Origin of the sequence: Cypionkella sinensis (assembly GCF_042646385.1) — a bacterium.
Taxonomy (GTDB): Bacteria; Pseudomonadota; Alphaproteobacteria; order Rhodobacterales; family Rhodobacteraceae; genus Cypionkella; species Cypionkella sinensis.
Map to the genome: position 1 here is coordinate 1,182,076 of NZ_JBHRTO010000001.1, position 20,122 is coordinate 1,202,197.

19 protein-coding genes and 1 tRNA gene are annotated in these 20,122 nt (G+C 59.7%); 7 read left to right on the plus strand and 13 right to left on the minus strand.

Annotated features, from left to right (window positions below; genetic code table 11):
- Positions 1–7: 7 nt before the first annotated feature.
- Both ACFOGH_RS05920 and ACFOGH_RS05925 read right to left on the minus strand, forming a co-directional pair.
- Positions 8–637 (minus strand): ATP-dependent Clp protease proteolytic subunit, encoded by a 630-nt coding sequence (locus tag ACFOGH_RS05920; protein WP_380072142.1) that lies wholly within the window; start codon positions 635–637, stop codon positions 8–10.
- 406 nt (positions 638–1,043) lie between these two features.
- Positions 1,044–2,369, minus strand: coding sequence for an ATP-binding protein (locus tag ACFOGH_RS05925; RefSeq protein WP_380072143.1), 1,326 nt, complete (start codon positions 2,367–2,369; stop codon positions 1,044–1,046).
- Positions 2,370–2,411: 42 nt separating this feature from the next.
- On the opposite strand from ACFOGH_RS05925, the gene ACFOGH_RS05930 reads away from it, so the two are divergent.
- The 3 genes from ACFOGH_RS05930 to ACFOGH_RS05940 all read left to right on the plus strand — a co-directional run bounded on the left by ACFOGH_RS05930 (position 2,412) and on the right by ACFOGH_RS05940 (position 4,941).
- Positions 2,412–3,287, plus strand: a complete 876-nt coding sequence (locus ACFOGH_RS05930) for an MBL fold metallo-hydrolase (RefSeq protein ID WP_380072144.1) — start codon at positions 2,412–2,414, stop codon at positions 3,285–3,287.
- A gap of 64 nt (positions 3,288–3,351) precedes the next feature.
- Positions 3,352–3,426, plus strand: a tRNA-Asn gene (locus ACFOGH_RS05935).
- Positions 3,427–3,549: 123 nt separating this feature from the next.
- Positions 3,550–4,941 carry a hypothetical protein gene (locus ACFOGH_RS05940; RefSeq protein ID WP_380072145.1) on the plus strand — a complete coding sequence of 464 codons (1,392 nt, stop codon included), beginning with the start codon at positions 3,550–3,552 and terminating at the stop codon, positions 4,939–4,941.
- A 78-nt stretch (positions 4,942–5,019) separates the two neighbouring features.
- Here ACFOGH_RS05940 and dnaK read toward each other — a convergent pair whose 3' ends face one another.
- The 7 genes from dnaK to ACFOGH_RS05975 all read right to left on the minus strand — a co-directional run bounded on the left by dnaK (position 5,020) and on the right by ACFOGH_RS05975 (position 11,380).
- A complete protein-coding gene (gene dnaK, locus ACFOGH_RS05945) occupies positions 5,020–6,921 on the minus strand; it encodes a molecular chaperone DnaK (RefSeq protein ID WP_380072146.1) in 1,902 nt (633 codons plus the stop codon).
- Positions 6,922–6,997: 76 nt separating this feature from the next.
- Positions 6,998–7,591, minus strand: coding sequence for a nucleotide exchange factor GrpE (locus tag ACFOGH_RS05950; RefSeq protein ID WP_380072147.1), 594 nt, complete (start codon positions 7,589–7,591; stop codon positions 6,998–7,000).
- Between the two features lie 198 nt (positions 7,592–7,789).
- Complete coding sequence (locus ACFOGH_RS05955; protein ID WP_380072148.1) at positions 7,790–8,131, minus strand: chaperone modulator CbpM; 342 nt, start codon at positions 8,129–8,131, stop codon at positions 7,790–7,792.
- Complete coding sequence (locus ACFOGH_RS05960; protein WP_380072149.1) at positions 8,128–9,051, minus strand: DnaJ C-terminal domain-containing protein; 924 nt, start codon at positions 9,049–9,051, stop codon at positions 8,128–8,130. Before ACFOGH_RS05960 ends, ACFOGH_RS05955 begins: the two co-directional genes overlap by 4 nt.
- A 72-nt stretch (positions 9,052–9,123) precedes the next feature.
- Positions 9,124–10,272, minus strand: a complete 1,149-nt coding sequence (locus ACFOGH_RS05965) for an alkene reductase (RefSeq protein WP_380072150.1) — start codon at positions 10,270–10,272, stop codon at positions 9,124–9,126.
- Positions 10,269–10,763, minus strand: coding sequence for a hypothetical protein (locus ACFOGH_RS05970; protein ID WP_380072151.1), 495 nt, complete (start codon positions 10,761–10,763; stop codon positions 10,269–10,271). The genes ACFOGH_RS05965 and ACFOGH_RS05970 overlap by 4 nt, the downstream gene beginning before the upstream one ends.
- Before the next feature lie 206 nt (positions 10,764–10,969).
- Positions 10,970–11,380 carry a MarR family winged helix-turn-helix transcriptional regulator gene (locus ACFOGH_RS05975; protein WP_380072152.1) on the minus strand — a complete coding sequence of 137 codons (411 nt, stop codon included), beginning with the start codon at positions 11,378–11,380 and terminating at the stop codon, positions 10,970–10,972.
- Between the two features lie 255 nt (positions 11,381–11,635).
- On the opposite strand from ACFOGH_RS05975, the gene ACFOGH_RS05980 reads away from it, so the two are divergent.
- From ACFOGH_RS05980 to ACFOGH_RS05990, 3 genes are all read left to right on the plus strand, one after another.
- On the plus strand, positions 11,636–12,670 hold the full coding sequence (locus tag ACFOGH_RS05980) for a hypothetical protein (protein WP_380072153.1): 1,035 nt from the start codon (positions 11,636–11,638) through the stop codon (positions 12,668–12,670).
- Between the two features lie 67 nt (positions 12,671–12,737).
- Positions 12,738–12,881 carry a hypothetical protein gene (locus ACFOGH_RS05985; RefSeq protein ID WP_380072154.1) on the plus strand — a complete coding sequence of 48 codons (144 nt, stop codon included), beginning with the start codon at positions 12,738–12,740 and terminating at the stop codon, positions 12,879–12,881.
- Between the two features lie 419 nt (positions 12,882–13,300).
- Positions 13,301–15,505, plus strand: a complete 2,205-nt coding sequence (locus ACFOGH_RS05990) for an AAA family ATPase (protein WP_380072155.1) — start codon at positions 13,301–13,303, stop codon at positions 15,503–15,505.
- 212 nt (positions 15,506–15,717) lie between these two features.
- Here ACFOGH_RS05990 and ACFOGH_RS05995 read toward each other — a convergent pair whose 3' ends face one another.
- Positions 15,718–15,957, minus strand: a complete 240-nt coding sequence (locus ACFOGH_RS05995; RefSeq protein ID WP_380072156.1) for a hypothetical protein — start codon at positions 15,955–15,957, stop codon at positions 15,718–15,720.
- Between the two features lie 197 nt (positions 15,958–16,154).
- Between ACFOGH_RS05995 and ACFOGH_RS06000 the strand changes: the two genes are divergently transcribed.
- Positions 16,155–16,883, plus strand: coding sequence for a Crp/Fnr family transcriptional regulator (locus tag ACFOGH_RS06000; protein WP_380072157.1), 729 nt, complete (start codon positions 16,155–16,157; stop codon positions 16,881–16,883).
- Between the two features lie 27 nt (positions 16,884–16,910).
- Here the strand turns inward: ACFOGH_RS06000 and ACFOGH_RS06005 are convergent, their stop codons facing one another.
- The 3 genes from ACFOGH_RS06005 to argF all read right to left on the minus strand — a co-directional run bounded on the left by ACFOGH_RS06005 (position 16,911) and on the right by argF (position 20,120).
- On the minus strand, positions 16,911–17,948 hold the full coding sequence (locus ACFOGH_RS06005) for a zinc-dependent alcohol dehydrogenase family protein (protein WP_380072158.1): 1,038 nt from the start codon (positions 17,946–17,948) through the stop codon (positions 16,911–16,913).
- A gap of 259 nt (positions 17,949–18,207) precedes the next feature.
- Positions 18,208–19,116: a carbamate kinase gene (gene arcC, locus ACFOGH_RS06010; RefSeq protein WP_380072159.1), complete on the minus strand. Its 909-nt coding sequence runs from the start codon at positions 19,114–19,116 to the stop codon at positions 18,208–18,210.
- Positions 19,117–19,118: 2 nt separating this feature from the next.
- The gene (argF, locus tag ACFOGH_RS06015) at positions 19,119–20,120 is read right to left on the minus strand and encodes an ornithine carbamoyltransferase (protein ID WP_380072160.1); all 1,002 of its coding nucleotides are present in this window, start codon (positions 20,118–20,120) and stop codon (positions 19,119–19,121) included.
- Between the last annotated feature and the right edge of the window lie 2 nt (positions 20,121–20,122).

Below are 20,122 nucleotides of genomic sequence, written 5' to 3' on the forward strand. Positions count from 1 at the left end.
GGTTTGCTTATTTCACTTCGTCAACCTTGCCACGGCTTTCGAGGATTTCGTCAATCAGGCCCCAAGCCTTGGCATCTTCGGCGGACATGAAGTTGTCACGCTCCAGCGCTGCCTCAACCGTTTCGTAGTCATTGCCGGTGTGCTTGACATAGATTTCATTCAGGCGGCGCTTCAGCTTTTCGGTTTCGCGCGCGTGAATCATGATGTCGGTGGCTTGGCCCTGATAGCCGCCCGAGGGCTGGTGGACCATGACGCGGCTGTTCGGCAGGCTGAACCGCATGCCCTTTTCACCAGCTTGCAGCAACAGCGAGCCCATCGAGGCCGCCTGCCCGATCACCAGGGTCGAGACCTTGGGGCGGATGTATTGCATGGTGTCGTAGATCGACAGCCCGCTGGTCACAACGCCGCCGGGGCTGTTGATATACATCGAGATTTCCTTTGAGGGATTCTCGGCCTCAAGGAACAGAAGCTGGGCGCAGATCAGCGACGACATGCCGTCATGCACTGGCCCTGCCAGGAAAATGATGCGCTCTTTCAGCATACGGCTGAAAATGTCATAGGCGCGTTCGCCGCGGCTGGTCTGTTCGACCACCATCGGCACGAGGGTATTCATATAGTGGTCAACTGGATCGCGCATGGAAACCTGCCTGTTGGTCCGTGGAACTGTTGTAATCGCCGGATGCTTTCCAGAGTCTTAGTGTTGCGCGCCGGGGGGTGCAAGGGCACCTGGGGCGGATTGGCACATCGGGCGAAGGGTTGCGTTGGGGGTGTGCTGAAGATTTGGACGAAGCTATATGATCAGCCACAGGCAAGTAGGGTGAGGCGGGCACGATTTCAACGCACCAAAGGCCAGGTCGTTATGACCGAACCGAGCAAAAATTCTGCGGAGCAGAGTTTTTCGGTGAGTTGCGCGTAAGGCTGGAAGCCGTCGCGCAAAGGAGTGTGGGGCAGCAAGCCATCGCTTTGAAAATCGGGGCGCGCCCGACTGGGCGGGCAGGGCCGGGCAGTTTTGTTTGGGAACAAATCGGGCAAGAAGAACACCCCTACCGCGCCACCGAAATCTCGGCGCGCAAACCGCCCAAACGCTCGCTTTCGCCCAGACGCAAGGCGCCGCCGTGACTGCGCGCAATGTCGGACGCGATCGACAGGCCCAGACCAACGCCGCCGCCTTTGTTGGGGTTGCGCGCAGCATCCAGCCGCTTGAACGGCTCTAGCGCCTCATCGCGGCGATCCTTGGCAATGCCGGGGCCGTCATCCTCCACCACAAAACGCAACGCGCGTTCGGACACTTGCAGGCTGACCTCGACATGCTCGGCATGGCGCACGGCATTGCCGATCAGGTTCTCCAGCGCACGGGTGATCGCCTGCGGGCGCAGCTTGGCACTATCCAGCGGATCGCTGGCCGCGAGCGTGACGTTCTGGCCCAGTCGGCGGGCGTTCTCGACGACATGCTGCAGCAAGGCCGTGGGATCGACGTTCTCGGCTTCTTCCATCGCATCGCCACGCGCGAAGGACAGGAATTCATCCACCAACCGCTCCATATCCGCAACATCCTGTTGCAGCGCGCGGGTCTCGTCATCCTCGGGCAGGAACGACAGGCCCAGCTTCAACCGCGTCAACGGCGTGCGCAGATCATGGCTGACGCCCGACAACATCTGCGTGCGCGATTCGATCTGGCGCTCGATCCGGGCGCGCATGTTCAGAAACGCATTGCCCGCCGCCCGCACCTCGGTCGCCCCGCGCGGGGTGTATTTCAGCGTCTGGCCCTTGCCGAAAGCCTCGGCAGCGCGGGCCAGTCTGGTGATCGGGCTAAGCTGATTGCGCAGGAAGATATAGGCGATGAAGGTCATCAAGGCCGAGGTGAACACCATCCACACCAGCAACTGATGCGGATTGCTGGCGGAAATGCGTGAGCGTTTGATCTCGATCAGCAGCGGGCCTTTGTTGGTATCCAGATAAACCCGTGCCGCCAGCGGATTGCTGGTCAGATCCACCGCGCGCACGCCCGACAACCGATCATAGAGGGTGAAGGTCACGGAACGGCCCGCGTAATCAAACCAGGCACGGCTGTCGGCCTGCGGCACCTCTGCCGGATCCAGCGGGAATGTCAGCCCCAGATCAAGACCCCGCGTCAGATCCAGCGCCGCCGCTTTGGCCTGCGCCACAGTCGCCACCGCCTCGACCCGGTCGCGAATATAGCGGATTTCAATACTGACGCCGCCGGTCATCTGCCGCGTCACCCCATCGAAATGCCGCTGGATGAAGGCGATCGACACGATCAACTGCACCACCACCACCGGCAGCACCAGAATAAGGGCGGCACGGCCAAAAAGGCTGCGGGGCAAAAAGGGCTTGAGGCGGCTCGACATAGCGGCAAGGTTAGCGGCGACGGGGCAGGATGGGAAGCCGGGATGCAGGTTGCAGCAGGCGTGTGGCGGATCAGGGCGGATAACCCCAGCCCGATGACCGGCAGCGGCACCAACAGCTATGTGCTGATCGGGCCAGAGGGTGCGGTGGTGATTGACCCCGGCCCTGCCCTGCCCGCGCATCTCGCGGCTTTGCGCGCCGCCTTGGGTGCGTCCCCCGTGCGGGCCGTGCTGCTGACGCATCCGCATCTGGATCATTCATCACTGGTGCCGGCGCTAAAGGCCGAGACCGGGGCGCAGGTATATGGATTCGGCACAGCGCAAGCAGGGCGCTCGGCGGTGATGACGCGGTTGGCCGATGCGGGCCTGCGTGGGGGTGGCGAAGGCGTGGATACCGCCTTTGCGCCCGATGCCACTGTCGGCGATGGCGAGATGCTGCACCTCGCGGGTTTGCAGATCGGCGCGATCCACACCCCCGGCCATATGGGCGCGCATCTGTGCTTTGCGCTGGGGGATGTGCTGTTCAGCGGTGATCATGTGATGGGTTGGGCCAGCACGCTGATCTCACCGCCCGACGGCGATATGGCGCAGTATATGGCCTCGTTGGCGAAACTGGCGGCGCGGCGCTGGCAGCAATTCCTGCCGGGGCATGGCGAGGCCATCGCCGACCCCGCCGCACGTCTGGCCGAACTGGCCGCCCACCGCCGCGCCCGCGAAGCCGCGATTGTGGGCGCCCTGCGCCACGCCCCCGCCCGCCCCGCCGAACTGGCCGCACAACTTTACACCGACACAGCCCCCGCCCTGCTGCCCGCAGCCGCCCGCAACATTCTTGCGCATCTTATTGATCTGCATGGCAGAAATATCGTGACCACCCAAGATCCGCTCGGCGCGGAGGCGATTTTCAAAATCATGCCCGCTTAGCTGCATTTTTCTGCACTGCCCCCCTTGCCGCCCCCAAACACCCTTGCTATAGACCGCCTCGTGTTCCGGCGTAGCTCAGCGGTAGAGCAAGCGACTGTTAATCGCTTGGCCGTAGGTTCGATCCCTACCGCCGGAGCCAAATCACCACGCAAGTTGTTGATTTGGATGGAAAACTAGGTTTTCCCACACTGCAGTGTATCACAGCACTGTATCACAGGAAATCCAACCTGCGCGGCTGTCGTCCTTTTTGAAGGCGACATAGATGGCACGAACGCACAACCTCTTCCTGCGCGGGACGATCTGGACCTGGCGGCGAAGAATCTCTTCTCTCTCCACAGAAATCACACATCTCCAGATCTCACTCAGGTCGAAAAACCTGACCGTCGCCCGTATGTTAGCCAACAGGCTGAACTACGAAAGCGACAGGATGATGCAGGCATTGGCGACGGGCGGGCTGACACCGCAAGAAGGAAAACTCTATCTCGACGCTGTGTGTCGTGACGAATTGCTGCGCATCTCGCGCCAGCGCCTGGTCACCCGCATGGATCCAGTCGTCGGTGACGACGAGATTGATCGCCGCCATGACTGGGCGACGGCCGAGGCATGGAAAACGATCGCAAGGCGCGGTCTAAACGTCAAGCTGACGTCCGAGGACATCTCGAAGCTGCAGACGGCAGGCGCCACTGACAATGACATCTCCACGTTGCTCGTCGCCCTCGATCTGCAAGTGATGAATTTGAACTCAGACGCGGGGACAGCCAAAATGCTAAGGCGTGCGAAGGATGTTCTGAATGGTCAACTTGGGACCGGCCATTCCCTGAATGGCCCGGTTTCAGCCCTTGTGGTGTTGATGCTTCGTCAGCTGACGACGTCCGCAAAGTCGGCGGCTTGGCAAGCGGCTCAGTCCGAGGACTTTGATTCTGCTGACAAAGCCATGGAAATTCCGTTCCACATTTCGACCGCAGACAACGATCCTGCGCCGCCCGTCATTGCGAAGCCGGTGGCTGTGCACGACGTGCCAGAAAGCCTACAGCCAGTGGCCGCCAGCAGATTTGCCACTGATCCAAGCATTCTGGCCGTCGCCGAGCGCGTCAACGCAAACAAGAGCCGTGAGGATTGCACAATCGAGACCCAGAAGCAGATCCTGTCAACAGCGGCGCTGTTCACGAAGGTCACAGCGGTGGGCGATATCACCGGCATCGAGCAGATGCACCTTAGCTTCTTCAAAAACACGCTCGAAAACTTGCCCACCTCTTACGGCAAAAGCTCCAAAGACGCGGAAAGAACCATCGAAGAGATTCTGCAACGCGGCGAAGATCTGCCAGATGACAAGATCGGTCTGTCTCCCCGCACTATCAACGGGCACCTTGACCGCCTGAACCTGATGATCCGAACGGCGAAATCCGAAGGCCTTTCAGTTCACCCGACCATCGACATCGGGCTGCTGCGCGTGCCTGAAAAGCAACGCGCAAGAGACAAGCGCCGTCCGTTCGAATCCCATGAGGTCATGGAAATCTTCCTCCACCCAATCTGGAAAGGCTGCAGTAACCCCAGCGGTCCTGCGCGACTGCGCGAAGGCGCAGAGCATGACACACCCCTTGCGCGCCGTGCCTCCGATCATCTGCCCGTGACGGCTAGGTTGCTGCTGGAGTGACGCGAACAGGCCGTGCGCGCGCCGATTTCGGATGGGCGCCTGCACATCGTGTCGGTTCAACGCGGACAGGCCACGCGTCTAGCCTTTGTTGCCGCTCACATCCTCGAACTCGGCGTCGACCACATCCGCATCCGTTTTCTCAGCGGCTGACTTCCCGCCCTGAGGCGCTTGCGCAGCCGCGGCCTTCAGGCCCGCGTCCTCAATGCGCTTTGCCACCACAGTCAGGCCCTCCATTGCCTTGGCCAACACATCCTGCGACGTCCCATCGGCAGCGGTTCGCGCGGCCGATATCGCAGCCTTGGCCGCATCGGTATCGGCAGCAGACAGATTCGCGCCATCTTCGGCCATCGACTTTTCGACGTCGTGGATCATCGCATGGGCTTGGTTCTTGGCTTCCACAAAGGCACGCAGGGCCTTGTCAGCGACCGCATTCGTCTCGGCTTCGTGCACCATGCGCTTGATATCGGCATCGTCCAGCCCGCCGTTCGCCTGAATCTTGATCTGCTGTTCCTTGCCGGTCGCCTTGTCCTTGGCCATCACCGCGACGATACCATTGGCATCAATGTCAAACGTCACTTCGATCTGCGGCAACCCGCGCGGCGCAGGGGCGATGCCTGAAAGATCAAAGTTGCCAAGCACCTTGTTGTCAGCGGCCATCTCACGCTCACCCTGAAAGACCCTGATTGTCACCGAACCTTGGTTGTCGTCGGCGGTCGAAAACGTCTGGCTTTTCTTGGCCGGGATGGTGGTGTTGCGGTCAATGAGGCGGGTGAAGACGCCGCCCAAAGTCTCGATCCCAAGGCTCAGCGGTGTGACGTCAAGCAAGAGCACATCCTTGACGTCGCCTTTCAGCACGGCCCCCTGGATCGCGGCACCCATCGCCACGACCTCATCAGGGTTGACGTTGCGGGCGGGTTCGCGGCCGAAGAAGGCCTTCACCACCTCGATCACCTTTGGCATCCGGGTCATGCCGCCGACAAGGATCACCTCGTCGATTTCGGCCGCTGTGACGCCCGCGTCTTTCAATGCGGCCTTGCAGGGTTCGATCGTGCGGGTGATCAGATCTTCGACAAGGCTTTCCAGCTTGGCCCGGGTCAGCTTGACCACAAGGTGTTTCGGCCCCGTCGCATCCGCCGTGATGAACGGCAGGTTGATCTCTGTCTCCTTGGCCGAGGACAGTTCGATCTTGGCCTTCTCGGCTGCATCCTTCAGTCGCTGGAGCGAAAGCTTGTCGGCGCGCAGGTCAACGCCCTGATCGCGTTTGAACTCTGTCGCCAGAAAATCAATCACCCGGGCGTCGAAATCTTCACCTCCTAAGAAGGTATCGCCATTTGTGCTTTTGACCTCGAATATGCCGTCGCCAATCTCAAGCACCGATACATCAAAGGTGCCGCCGCCAAGGTCATAAACCGCCACCCTGCCGCTTTTCTTTTTGTCCAGCCCGTAGGCCAGAGCGGCGGCGGTGGGTTCGTTAATGATACGCAAAACCTCAAGCCCGGCAATTTTGCCCGCATCCTTGGTAGCCTGACGTTGGGCGTCGTTGAAATAAGCGGGCACTGTAATCACCGCCTGCGTCACCTTTTCGCCCAGAAAGGTCTCCGCCGTTTCCTTCATTTTCCCAAGGATGAAGGCGCTGATCTGCGAGGGCGGATATTTCGTTCCGCGTGCCGCCACCCAAGCATCGCCATTGTCACCCTGCACGATGTCATAGGGCACCAGACCCTTGTCCTTGGCGACCATAGGATCGTCGAAGCGACGACCGATCAGGCGTTTGACGGCATAGACGGTGTTTGCGGGGTTCGTGATCGACTGCCGCTTGGCGGACTGCCCGACCAGACGCTCACCATTCTCGGGAAACGCCACGATGCTGGGGGTGGTGCGTGCGCCTTCGCTGTTTTCGATCACCCGAACCTCCTTGCCTTCCATGATGGCGATGCAAGAATTCGTTGTGCCGAGGTCGATCCCGATAACTTTGCCCATTGTCAGCGTCCTTTTCCATTGGAGGGGGCCAGACCGGTCAAACCTCGGCCAAGCGTGAAGCAATTCTAAAAGTGGTTCAGGACTGCCAGGCGCTTTGCGCATCAGACGCCTTGGCCACGATCACCATCGCGGGCCGAAGCAGCCGACCGTTCAGCAACCACACCGGGCCCAAGGATTGCAGCACCGTGCCCGCAACCTGCCCAGGTGCCTCGCGCTGACCGACGGCCTGGTGTTGATCGGAAGCGAATACAGTGCCCGTCGGGTCGATTGCGGTCACACCGTTCTTTGCAAGTGTGTCGATGAAGCCGCGTTCGATCTCGGCCAGACCTGCGCGCAGACCTGCAATGCTCTTTGGCTCCCCTTCGGCAGCAGGTGGCAAACTTCCCAGCCCCCGACGGAGATTCTCGGCGGCCTCGACCACGTCACCGGCAAACTTCTGCACGGCGAACTGGCGCGCCTCTTCTACGTCTCGCTTTGCACGGGTCCGCACATTGGCGATCTCGGCCTCGGATCGCATCCAACGGTCTTCCATTGCGGCGAGCTCCGCCTTCAATGCAGCGATCTGTGATGGCGCATCGGAGGAACCCTCCCCCACATCCGGCGTAGCGTCCTGTTTCTCTTCGGCATGGCCGTTGGTATTGTGCGCCTCGTGATTGGTTTTGCTCGTCATGGGATTGGGCGGTCCTCTGGGATGGAGACTCATCTTTGCGCGCTGGGCTGCTGGCTGGCGAAGTTGCAAGTCGGTGGCTGCTCTTGCAGTCCACGTTCAACCGCAGCGTATTGGGGTGGGTGCATCTGGGGTAGGGACGGAAACTACCTACGTCCAAGCTGAAATGTGTTGATGGACCCGGCCAAATTTTGCCCGGTTTCAGTGCAATCCGCCGCGCGCGCGCATCACCAGATGTGCCCCAAGCTTGCGCTGAAACTCATCCGGCGCTGTCTCGGCGATCGCATCGCCAAGCGCCTGAAACCGGCGCCGCAATTCGTAAAGCTGATCAACCAAAGACAGAATGACCGGCAGTGCCTCCTCGTCGATATCCAGATCCTGACGCAGCTCCCGGATCAATTTGACGCGCGCCACATCAATCTCCTGAAAGACGAACCCGCCGGATTGCCGCTCGGGCTTGACCCAATCATTCAAAATCCAACGTTCCAGATCCTGCCGGTCCAGACCGGAGTTTTGCGCGATCAGAATTTCGATGCTTATCATTGCCGCTCCTCCATGGCGTGTCTGGGATTGGAGGGCGCTTGCGGTTTCCACTGCGCCAGAAACTCTTCCAGCGCGGCATCGGGGGTGCCGATGACAACCCTGAGCTTCGCATAGAGATTGCCCGCAGCCTGCCCGCCATGCGCGGGAACCCCTCGCCCGCGCAGCCGCAGTTCCGTTCCGCTGTCTGAATGCGGTGGAATCTGCATCTTCACAGGCCCCTGCGGCGTAGGCACCTGAATGGGTCCGCCCAGCACGGCCTCGGAAATGGTGATCGGCAGGATCAACCGAACGTCGTTGCCACTCCGTTCAAAATGGCTGTGCAGATTGACCTGAACAGTGATCAGCGCGTCGCCCGCTTCGCCCCCGCCAAACCCCGCGCCCCCTTGGCCGCGCAGGCGCAACACCTGGCCCCCTGTCGTGCCCACTGGAATCTTGACATCAAGCGTTCGTCCATCGGGCAAAGTCAACCGCCGGACAGCGCCGTTTATGGCATCCAGAAAATCCGTCGTCAGGCTGTAGTGCTCATCCTGACCGCGCATACGGCCATCACCGCGCGGACGGCCCTTCCCGAAGATCGAGCCGAACATGCCGTCAAGATCCTCGGCACTCCAGTCCGACGCCTCCGGCCCGCCACGACTATAGCGTCGGCCCGCCTCGTTATCGGCATAGTCGCGATAGGATGGCCCCTGCGCCTGCTCCTGCCCGGTGGCATCAATCTCGCCGCGATCAAACCGGACCCGCTTTTCCGGATCAGACAACAGCTCGTTTGCGGCCGAGACCTTCTTGAACGCCTCCTCGGACTTGACGTTGCCTGGGTTGAGGTCAGGGTGGTGCTGCTTGGCCAGCTTGCGATAGGCGCGGCGAATGTCATCCGGCGTGGCAGAGCGTGCCACACCCAGTGTCTTGTAGGGGTCGTCCAAATTCGCCAAAGCCGATTTCCTTGCAATGGCATCGCCCTTCGGCATGACCGAACGGGGATGCGCGAATGGTGTTCAGACCGCCATCGGCTCGACCATCACCGCATTTGCGCTTTTGGGGTCCAGAAAGGGGTAGTCGGTATAGCCGTGCGCGCCGCCGCCATAGAAGGTCTCCGGGGCCATCAGGGCGTTCAGCGGAGCGTTTTCGAACAGTCTGCGGACAAGATCGGGGTTGGCCATGAACAAACGTCCAAACGAGACCAAATCGGCACTTCCCTGTGACACAGCATCCATCGCCATCTGGCGATTATAGCCATTGTTCACCATCCACACACCGTCAAACCTGTCATGCAGCGCGACGTAGTCAAAGGCAATGTTGTCCCTTGCACCGCCCGTATCGCCTTCAACAACATGCAGATACGCCAAGCCAATGTGATTGAGATCGTCCACAACGCGATTGAACAGCGCCTGTGGGTGACTGTCCTTTGAATCTCCGGCAGTCGATACGGGCGAAATGCGAACACCCAGACGATCGGCCCCGATTTCCGCGGCACAGGCCTCGGACACCTCATTCAAAAGGCGTGCGCGATTTTCGACCGACCCGCCGTAACGGTCCGTCCGGTGGTTTGTGCCATCGCGCAGGAACGCATCCAGCAGATATCCGTGTGCCCCGTGGATCTCTACGCCGTCAAAGCCAGCCTCGATGGCCCGTTTGGCGGCATTGCGGAAGTCCGCGATGATGCCCGGGATCTCTTCCAGATCGAGCGCGCGCGGCATCGAGCAATCCACAAACCCCTGCACCGCAACAAAGGTCTTGGTATGGGCGCGAATAGCAGACGGCGCGACTGGTGCCCCGCCATCCTGCTGAAAACTGGTGTGCGAAACGCGACCCGTGTGCCAAAGCTGCACGACCATCGTTCCGCCCTTGGCATGGACGGCGGCAGTCACTTTCTTCCAACCAGCGACCTGATCATCTGTGTAGCAACCCGGCGTATCGGCGTAGCCTTGGGCTTGCGCGGAGATTTGTGTCGCCTCAGCAATGATCAACCCAGCCGTGGCGCGTTGGGCATAATACTCTGCAGCAAAGGGGCCCGGGACTAGGCCTTGCCCAGCCCGGTTTCGGGTCAGCGGAGCCATGACGATGCGATTGGCCAGCCTCAGCGCGCCTGCCGTCATAGGGTCAAAAAGCGTGCTGGCTGAAGGAGAGCGAGCGAACGTGTTCATGGCAAAGCATCCCTGACGTTGATGGTAGGGTCGTGGCGTTCGACCAGCTGACCGGACTCTGCTCCGGGCAATTTTATCAGCCTCGACCATAACATCGGCGGCAGCAGGCGGTAGGGTCGGAAACTACTCAGGCCGGTGATGGTTTCGACCGCCACAGCATCGGGGCTGCCCGCCCGCACCGCGTGGAACAGCGTATCATACGCCCTGTCGATCACGCCCCAGGCCCCGCCGTCCTTGGATTGCAGCGCTGCGGCGTTCTGGTCCCACTGGGCTTCCGGGTCGGTGGCGCGCTTTTCGGCAGCCACCAGGTCCCCCTTGGCCGCGATGGCCTGGACGTCGGAGGCAATGGCCGCATAGGCCGAAAGGTCGCCAGGCCCTGCCACACTGGCTTCAGTCGTGGCGGCGGCGGGAGTGAAAAGGTTCATCTCGATCAGCACGAAGGCGAGGACGGGCAAGGCTATGAGTGCGTTGGACAGGATCAGGTTGCGCATGGGCTCCTCGGAATTGGCACGGCTTGGCGCCGCATGAGACCCTTTTGACCCAAGCTTTCCCCAACCCCATGACCGAAAACTTACAGTTTCGTGAGGTCTCACCTTACAAATCGGGAAGCCTGAAAGACCGCTAGGAGGCTGATCGTCTCGTGACAAAGCGCGGGTGGTGACAATGGCAGAAGTTCGCCCTTTGCGCCTTTGGATGTCTAAAGCTGTCTGAGATTCTTCACCATCGCACTGAGGCTTTCTTCTGAAATATCTGCAAACCGAAGCTTCATCTCCAGCTGCTCAACAGCCGCCCGTATGCCATCTTTGGCAGCAATCGCTTTTTCGGACGGTTTTGCGATGCGGCCCCGGCCATCAACTGGATCGGCGTGGCGAACGATCCAACCGTCGCGCTCGAGCCGCGTCAAGGTTGTGCCGACTGTTGCCGCCTCTACGCCACGGGTCTCAATTATTGCCTTTTGCGAGACCTCGCCTTGTCGCCAAAGAAGTTCCAAAACCTCAAGCTGGGCTACTGTCAGCTGAAAGGGCCTCAGGACTTCTCCCAAGGCTTTTGTGACCAGCCGCCCCGCCTCTGGAATCGCTTCAACCATTCGAATTTCATTGTCAGACATGCGATTCCCTCTTCGATGTTTGTTAGTCAGTAATATGTGTGTCCGCCCTTCTCAACAAATAATGCGTCCGCATTACCGGAAGGCGCTTGGCTGGACCCGCACCCCCGCAAAATGACACTCACAAATACTAATGCGACTACAATTATTTATATTGACACCCAAAGTCGACAATCCTATATTACTAATGCAGCCACATTATCAAGGTCTGACATGCAAACTCGACATCATTTCCGATCGCCCCCGCAAACACAGCTCATGCCGAAACCCATCCAACGAGCAATCTCATCGGTGCGTAGCTGGGACGCCAATGGTGCGTCGGCACAATTCGCGACAGCGGGCTTTCTCGACGCGATGTCGGCAGAACAACTGGCACTCGCCCGCCACCAGCGGTTTCACTGCGGCCACTGCGGTGGTCGTGTGAACCTGCGGGTCATGTCGAGCCGGGTTGTCGGGGTTACCGGAGGGGAGCGCGGGTATTTCGCGCATGCGCCTGGAGTGCGGCGGGATTGTCCTGCGGTGACGGGCGACGCGCTGACGGTTGCGCAGAAGAACGCGCTGTTTTTCGCGGGGCGTCAGGAGGGGGCGCGGCATCGGTTTTTGAAGGATCTGTTGGCCACCACGTTGCAAAGCGATGCCAGCTACTTCGATATCGGGTTGGAGGTGCATCTTGCCAAAGATGGCAGCTGTCGCCGTCCGGATGTTCAAGCCACGACGGCAATGGGCAGCTTGAATATCGATATTCAGCTGGTGCCACCCGACCGCGAAACGATTAACGGCCGCTGGACTTTCTACGGCGGCGGCGGTCTTGCGCATCTTTGGGTTTTGGACGGTGCGCGGCTGCAGGACTGCGACTTGCAGGGGTTTCAGGACCTCATCTGGCGGCAGAGCGGCCAAATTTTGGCCTTTGATGAAGAGGCCGCAGAGCAATCGGAACTGCGAGGCGAAGTGACGATGAAGCTGGTCACCGTATCGGATCAAGGCGACCACATCGGCCATGATTTGCGGTGGGTTGGACGGGCCGAGGTCCATGATCTTGCCGGACTTGGCGATAAAACTACGCTGCTGGCCAAGGACTTTGCGGCGACCGCGTTCTTCGATCACTTGGCCTCGGGGGATCGGGGCTTGCTTGAAGCTTGGTATAGCGCGGTGCTGGAGCCGGTCTTCGGGCTTGGCTGGCAATCGTTTCGCCATGATGGGCTGCTTTGTGGGGCTGTCTCCACCTTGGCGTGCGGCACTGTGCGCGATGGGGGGCGGATGGCAACGCCGCGCCATGTCTTCGGCTGTTCATAACGCCTTGATCACCACCGCCGCAGATCGACGCCATCTTTGGCTGCCTTTGATCGAGCGGGCGATGCAAATGACCCACACAGCCAGCCTTGGCCCAAAGACAGCCACTATGATCGAACGCGCCAAAGCCTTGGCAGACGCCGAAGAATACCAGCGCCGCCTTGAGCTTTGGCACCCCCTGCTGATCCGACTGATGCCGGGAGTTTTTGCCTGACTGCATAAATCTTAGGGCCGCATCCGCCGAACCCATAGTCCGCAAAATACACAAAACTCACCGTGCAACGGGAATTCTGCTGAATTCCGCAAAACGGCACCCCTGCCAATGCCCCGCCCCCCCCAGCCTGCCCGCCTTCGGACCTGTTCCGGGGATCGGCACCCCGCATCTGAAAGACAGCAAAATGTATGCAATTTCCCCTCTCCACACTGACTTCTCCGCAAATCCCACGGCCTGCCCCAGCAGCCTCGCCCGCCGCGATGCACTTTGCGCCGCCTATTTTGATCGGCTGATCACACAGCAGGCGCACCGCCCCATCACCCTGCCACGGCCGCAGGATCGTCGCGGCCGCTGAAGCCCGCTGCCTCGGATCATCGCGAAAATCTCTGAACGTAGTTTGCCAAAATAGAAAGATCCCTATGAACACTCTGCCCCAGCCTATCGCCGCCAGCGCCCGGCCCGCTTGGATGACCTTTGCCCACGCTCTGCACGATTTGATGGTAGACAAGCCCTTGCCACAGGTGCCTGCCGCGTCTCCGTCAAACCCGCAAGATACCGAAGCGCAGGTCGAGACGCCCGACTTCTGGGATGGCTACAATGACGTGCGGCCGGCTACCAATGAAGCAACAGCCGATGACCCAGAACCGCAAAAATCCCAAACCACGCCGCAGCGGTCGCTCTACACCGATCTGCCGCTGGCTTTCGCCTGCGCGCAGATCGCGCAACTGCTGCCCGACCTGCCTGCAATGGAGGCGGTGATGGCACCGGGCGCCATCACCACTTTGGTCTTGTCCGAACACCGCCTTTTGGACAAAGCCAAAAAGATCCTGTCGCAACAGTTTGAAGACATCCGCGATGCTGACCCGAGCCGTTGCGGGAAGATCTCCCTCGCCAACCATGTGCAATTCATCTTGGAACCTGAAGATCACGTCAAATCCAAATCCAAAGTGGCGCAGGACTTTACCAAGGCCCTTTCTTACAATGCACCAATTGTGATTTTGCTTTGCGATGCCACCGCACTGCGCCATCCGCTGCAACTGGCCTTGCCAAAACCCTTGGCTTGCGCCGAACGCAGCCAGGCAATGCTCATGTTTGCTTTGGAACTGGCTTTTGGGGCTTTTAATACGGTCGAAGAAGCAGAGCTATATCAGGCGCTGCCAGCGGATGCCGACCTGAACGCCCTGACGCCCGAGGCCCTCGATCTGGCGTTTCGCGGCCAATCCGCCTTGGCGATCGCGGCGGCCTTGAACACCTTGGTTGCCCGCAAAAAAGAGACGGGCGGCGCGGGTTTGGATGCACTTGCTGGCATGGGCGAACTCTCCAGCGTTGCCGCCACGCTTGTGGCCGACCTTGCCGATTACAAAGCGGGCCAGCTGGCGTGGTCTGATCTGCCGCGTGGAATTTTGCTCTATGGCGGCCCCGGCACTGGCAAAACCTATGCCGTCGGCTGCATCGCGCGCGCGGCCAACGTCCCGCTGATCGCGGCTACCGTTGGCGGATGGCAATCCGCGGGTCATCTGGGCGATATGCTGAAAGCCATGAAAGCCAGTTTTGATGAGGCGCGCAGCAATGCCCCCTGCGTTCTGTTCATCGATGAGTTGGACAGCCTCGGCAGCCTTCAGTCGAAAGACAAAAACAGCAATTACCGCACGCAGGTCATCAATGAGATGCTGGCGCAAATGGGCGGCATTGCGGGGCTGGAAGGTGTCATCCTGATCGGCGCCACCAACGACCCCCATGCCATCGACCCTGCCATTCAACGCCCCGGCCGCCTGGATCGCCATATCGCGGTGCCGCTGCCGGGACGGCTTGCAATTGAGGCACAAATGCTTCGCCACCTTGGGGCAGATGCGGCTCACATCGATCTGCCTGCAGTGATGCGCCTTACGCGTGGCAAAACCCCTGCCGAACTTGCAGCCGCCCTGCGGCTTGCCCGCGCCCAGGCGCGTCAGGCCCGAACCAAGCTTTCAACGCAAGATGTTCTGGAGCATTTGCGGCCCGCGCCTTTGAGTATCGAACGGGAATGGATCGTGGCACTGCATGAGGCGGGTCATGCGATGGTGGGCCATCTTCTGGGGGTCGGTCGCCCGACCGAGTTGCGCATTGACAATAATGGCGGCGAAACCCGGATGAGGCTGAACACCAGCACGGGCCGCCTTGAGACCGTGGAGAATAAGATGGCTTATTTTTTGGCGGGCCGCGCCGCCGAAATCATCCAAACCAGCCGCGTGACGGCGGGCGCGGGCGGCAATGTAGTCTCCGATCTTGCCATGGCCACTGAGCTTGCGATCAGCATCGAGCGGAGTTTGGGTTTGGGCCAAAACGGCCTGATCTGGGAACAGAGCCCAAGCCAGCTTGGCCGCGCGCTCAGCAATGACGAACGTGCGCTGGTGGCCAAACGCCTGAACGCCGCCGAAGCCCGCGCCAAGGCAGTTCTGATCCAGCACAAAGAAAGCCTGCTCGACCTCGCCGAAGCCCTCTGCGCCACCCGCCATCTGCAGGAAGAAGAAATCCTGCCGTTCTTGCCGGATGTGGCGGAGGATACAGGGGAGGTGGCGAGAACCTTCTCGCTGGAACCTACCTCACAAAAAGAAGCGAGCGACCCTTCCGAATTCACCGTCTAAAGGAGAAAGCCCCCGGGGACCTTCCCCGGGGCGCTGTTTGGGAAAGCCATGGCAGCCGCGCAAATCGCAAGAAATGCGCAAATCGGTTTTGATCCGATTCTCCGTATAATTCATGCTGCTGGGCAAATATTGCGGAATTTGCAATTCTAAGGCGATTTACGGAATTCTAAAAATTGGATCGGGCCTTGAATCAAAAAACGCAATACTCGTGCTTATCGTCTGCGCACCGAATTTCCGCCCGCAAGGATGCTGTTGATCAGCTTGGCAACCGCCGTGTGCAGCTCGGAGGTGCCATCTTCTCCCTTTGGGGCGTGGTGATGTGCCGCCGCTGCGTCTTTCAGGATGCCGATGATCTCGGCCTCGGGCAGAATGTTACGGTCATTCAATGCCAGCAAAAGCGACTCGCATATGGCGAGCGCTGCGGTGCCTGAAACATCATTCAGTTGGGCCATAGTGAACTGTCTTTCAAATATTTCGGCAGGCCGAACCAATAACGCATCGGATGCCTGCACTTAAGACAGTCTGACAGCGTTTATTTGCGGCGGACTGATCGAGATCAGCTTTTGACACCACTTGATTTGTCAAAAGAGCGGGACCGCTTTGCCCAAGGCGTGATAATGTGCTCCAGCCGTCTTATGAGAGTTGATTAGTGACAGAAGCCAGCCCCCTTGCACGCAAACTTGCGGCCTTCGTCGCGCTGTCCGACGAAGACCTCTCCATGCTTGACCGGTTACATCAACGCCGTCGTAAGTTTGTGCCGGGAGTCGATTTGGTCCATCAGGGGCAGTCAAATCAGACCGCCTACATTTTGGCCAAGGGCTGGGTCTGTTCTTACAAGCTTTTGGCGAACGGCGGGCGTCAGATCGTCGATTTTCAGATACCTGGCGATTTTCTTGGGCTAAGGTCCGTGTTGTTTCGCACCGCAGATCATAACATCGAGCCGGTCACGCCAGTTGAAGCATCAGAAGTCATCATTTCGGACTTGCTGAGCGCCTTCGCCGACACCCCACGTCTTGCCACCGCCGTCTTGTGGGCTGCCTCGCGCGATGAGGCTATGGTGGTCGAGCATCTTGTGGGCATCGGACGGCGCAATGCGCTGGAACGCACGGCACATTACTTGCTGGAGTTTGGCGCGCGGCTGAAACTCGTGGGGTTAGGGACGAAAATGAGCTATGCGTGCCCGCTGTCGCAATATCTGCTTGCTGATGCGCTGGGGTTGAGTGCGGTGCATGTGAACCGTGTCTTGCGACAATTGCGCGAGATGGGCCTTTTGACGTTTCATAATGGCCGCGTGACCTTTGACGATTTTGAAGGGCTGGTGGCGCTGGCCGATTTCGACAAGGCCTATCTTGACCATGACGGACCGCTGCTGCGCTAGTGCAACGGTCCGTCAGAGTTGATCGGATCAGTTTGTGATGATCACCTTCAACGCCTTGGTTTTGGCGGCATTGCCGAAGGTGGCATAGGCCTCAAGAATATCGGCAAGTTTGAAATGGTGCGTGATCAGCAAGGTCGGGTCGATCTTTTTAGCCGCCACCGTCTTGAACAGCATCGGGATGGTCGCGGTGTCCACAAGCCGTGTGGTGACGGCGATGTTGCGGTCCCAAAGGCTTTCCAGATGCAGATCGACCTTTTTGCCGTGCACTCCGATATTGGCCACGATGCCGCCCGGTGCAATCAGTTCCTGACACAGCTCGAATGTGGCCGGGATACCCACGGCCTCGATGACGGTATCCGCACCACGCCCCTCGGTCAGCGCCATCACGGCCGCCACACCCTTACCATCTGCGCTGTTGATCGTCGCTGTCGCGCCAAACTTTTTGGCGATAGCCAAACGGTTGTCATCCAGATCAATCATGATGATCTGACCGGGTGAATAGAATTGCGCGGTCAGAAGTGCGGCCAGACCTATCGGCCCAGCGCCGACGATGGCCACCGAAGCCCCTGGTGCAACCTTGCCGTTAAGCACGCCACATTCAAAACCGGTGGGAAGGATGTCACTCAGCATCACCAATGCCTCTTCATCGGCGCCTTTGGGGATGTGGTAAAGGCTGAGATCGGCATGGGGGGTGCGCACGAATTCGGCCTGTGTGCCGTCAATCTTGTTGCCAAGAATCCAGCCGCCAGTGGTGCAGTGCGAATACATCTGGCGACGGCAATAATCGCATTTACCGCAAGCGCTGACGCAGGAAATCAGCACATGATCGCCCTTCTTGAAGGATGTGACGGCGGGGCCGACTTCGTCGATCACGCCCACACCTTCATGCCCCAGAATACGCCCGGGCGCACAGGTGGGCACATCGCCCTTGATGATATGCAGATCGGTGCCGCAAATCGTCGTCTTTGTGACCCGCACGATGGCATCGGTAGGCGCGGTGATTTCCGGTTTTGGCCGGTCTTGCAACGCCATCTGGCCGACGCTGGTATACACAAGCGCTTTCATCGAAAATTCCTTTGAGTCGGGGTGTTCCGCTTGTTTTCAGGCAAGACTGGGTGAAGCCCTTTGACTGCACGCAACGAGGACCGATACGACAGCAAACGGGCTTCACCCGCACTTGGTACGCAACAATGGCCCCGGGGAACGGTAAAGCCACACGCAATATCTGCGCTGTGTTGGAGTGGAAAGCACTGATCGAGGTTGGTCAGAGACCGTTTATTCGTTCATCTTGGCCGGTATCTGCTGCATCACAGTCGTAGAGGCTTTACATCCTGACCTGAGTTCCGGCATGCCCGTCAAGAATGGCGCGGGCATGGTGTAGGGCGCCGATGCCAGCCATGCTTCCCCCCGATCGCACAAACGCGCTTGCTGCCTCTATCTTTGGCCCCATCGAGCCCGGCGCAAAATTGAGACCATCCAGTTCATCAGGCGTGATCGCGCTTATCGCGGCCTCGGTTGCGGTACCCCAATCGCGCATCACTGACACCACATCGGTCAGCATCAGCAGCACATCCGCTTTCAACTCTTGCGCAAGCAAGGCGGCGGTGCGGTCTTTGTCGATCACCGCTTCGACACCTTCCATCCCGCCCTTCCCCGTGCGCACAACCGGTATACCGCCGCCGCCCGCGCAAATGACGCAGACGCCCGCTTCTACGAGCAGCTTGATCGCCGCAAGCCCCAGAATCCGCTGCGGCTGTGGTGAAGGCACCACGCGACGCAAGCCCCCTTTCTGGTCTGCGACCATCGACCAAAGATGCTCGGCCCTGACCAACTTGCCCTCTTCCGCCGTGTACGTCGGGCCGATGGGTTTGGTGGGTTGGTCAAAGGCAGTGTCGTTCGGGTCCACCTCGACCCGCGTCAGCAAGGTGGCGCAATTCACCCCGGCGGGCAGAACGTTCATCAGTTCCTGCTCGATCAGATAGCCAATCATGCCTTCGGTTTCGGCCCCCAGCACATCCAGCGGCCACAGGGCTTGCGGCGCGTATGACGCTGCCTGCAACGCCATCAGGCCCACTTGTGGCCCATTGCCATGCGCCACGATGATCTGATGATCCTTGGCCAAGTCAGCCAGCGCGCGGGCGGCAATGCGGACATTGGTGCGCTGCGCCTGATAGGTCATCGGCTCGCCGTGTTTCAAAAGGGCGTTGCCGCCAAGGGCTATGACGATGCGCATGTTCAGGCTCCCAACGTGGCAACAAGCACCGCCTTGATGGTGTGCATGCGGTTTTCCGCCTGATCAAACACGACCGAGGCGGGGGATTCGAACACTTCGTCCGTCACCTCCATGCAGTCAATGCCATGGGTCTGGAACGTCGCCTCGCCCACCTCGGTATCGCGGTTGTGGAAGGCGGGCAGGCAGTGCATGAATTTGGTATGCGGGTTGTCTGTGGCGACCATCACCGCTGAAGTTACGCGGTAGGGGGTTAGCAGTTCGATCCGTTCGGCCCAGACCGCATCCGGCTCTCCCATCGAGACCCAGACATCGGTGTAGATGAAATCGCAATCCTTGACTGCCTGTGCCACATCTTCAGTCAAGGTGATCTGCCCGCCGTTGGTTTTGGCGATATCTTCACAATGTGTCAGCAACACCTGATCGGGCAACAGGCTTTGCGGGCCGCAAAGCCGGATATCCATGCCAATCAGCGCGGCACCCACCATCAGCGAGGCTGCCATGTTGCCGCTTACATCGCCCATGAAGCAAAACGCGATATCCGACAGATGCTTGTGGGTGAATTCGTGCATCGTCATCAGATCGGCGAGCACTTGCGTTGGGTGGAAATCATCGGTCAGCCCATTGAACACCGGCACGCCAGAAAATGCGGCCAGCGTCTCGGCATCCTTCTGCGCGAAGCCGCGATATTCGATGCCATCATAGAACCGCCCCAACACGCGGGCGGTGTCTTTCATGCTTTCCTTGTGGCCGATATGGCTGCCCGAGGGGCCGATATAGGTGACATGCGCACCCTGATCATAGGCCGCCACTTCAAAGCCGGACCGGGTGCGGGTGCTGTCTTTCTCGAAGATCAACGCGATGTTTTTGCCGCAAAGCTGTGGCTGTTCGGTGCCCGCGGCCTTCGCTTGTTTAAGACTGGCGGCAAGCTGCAACAGATGGCGAATTTCGCCGGGGGTGAAGTCGAGCAGCTTTAGAAAGCTGCGGCCGTGCAGGTTTTCGGGCATCT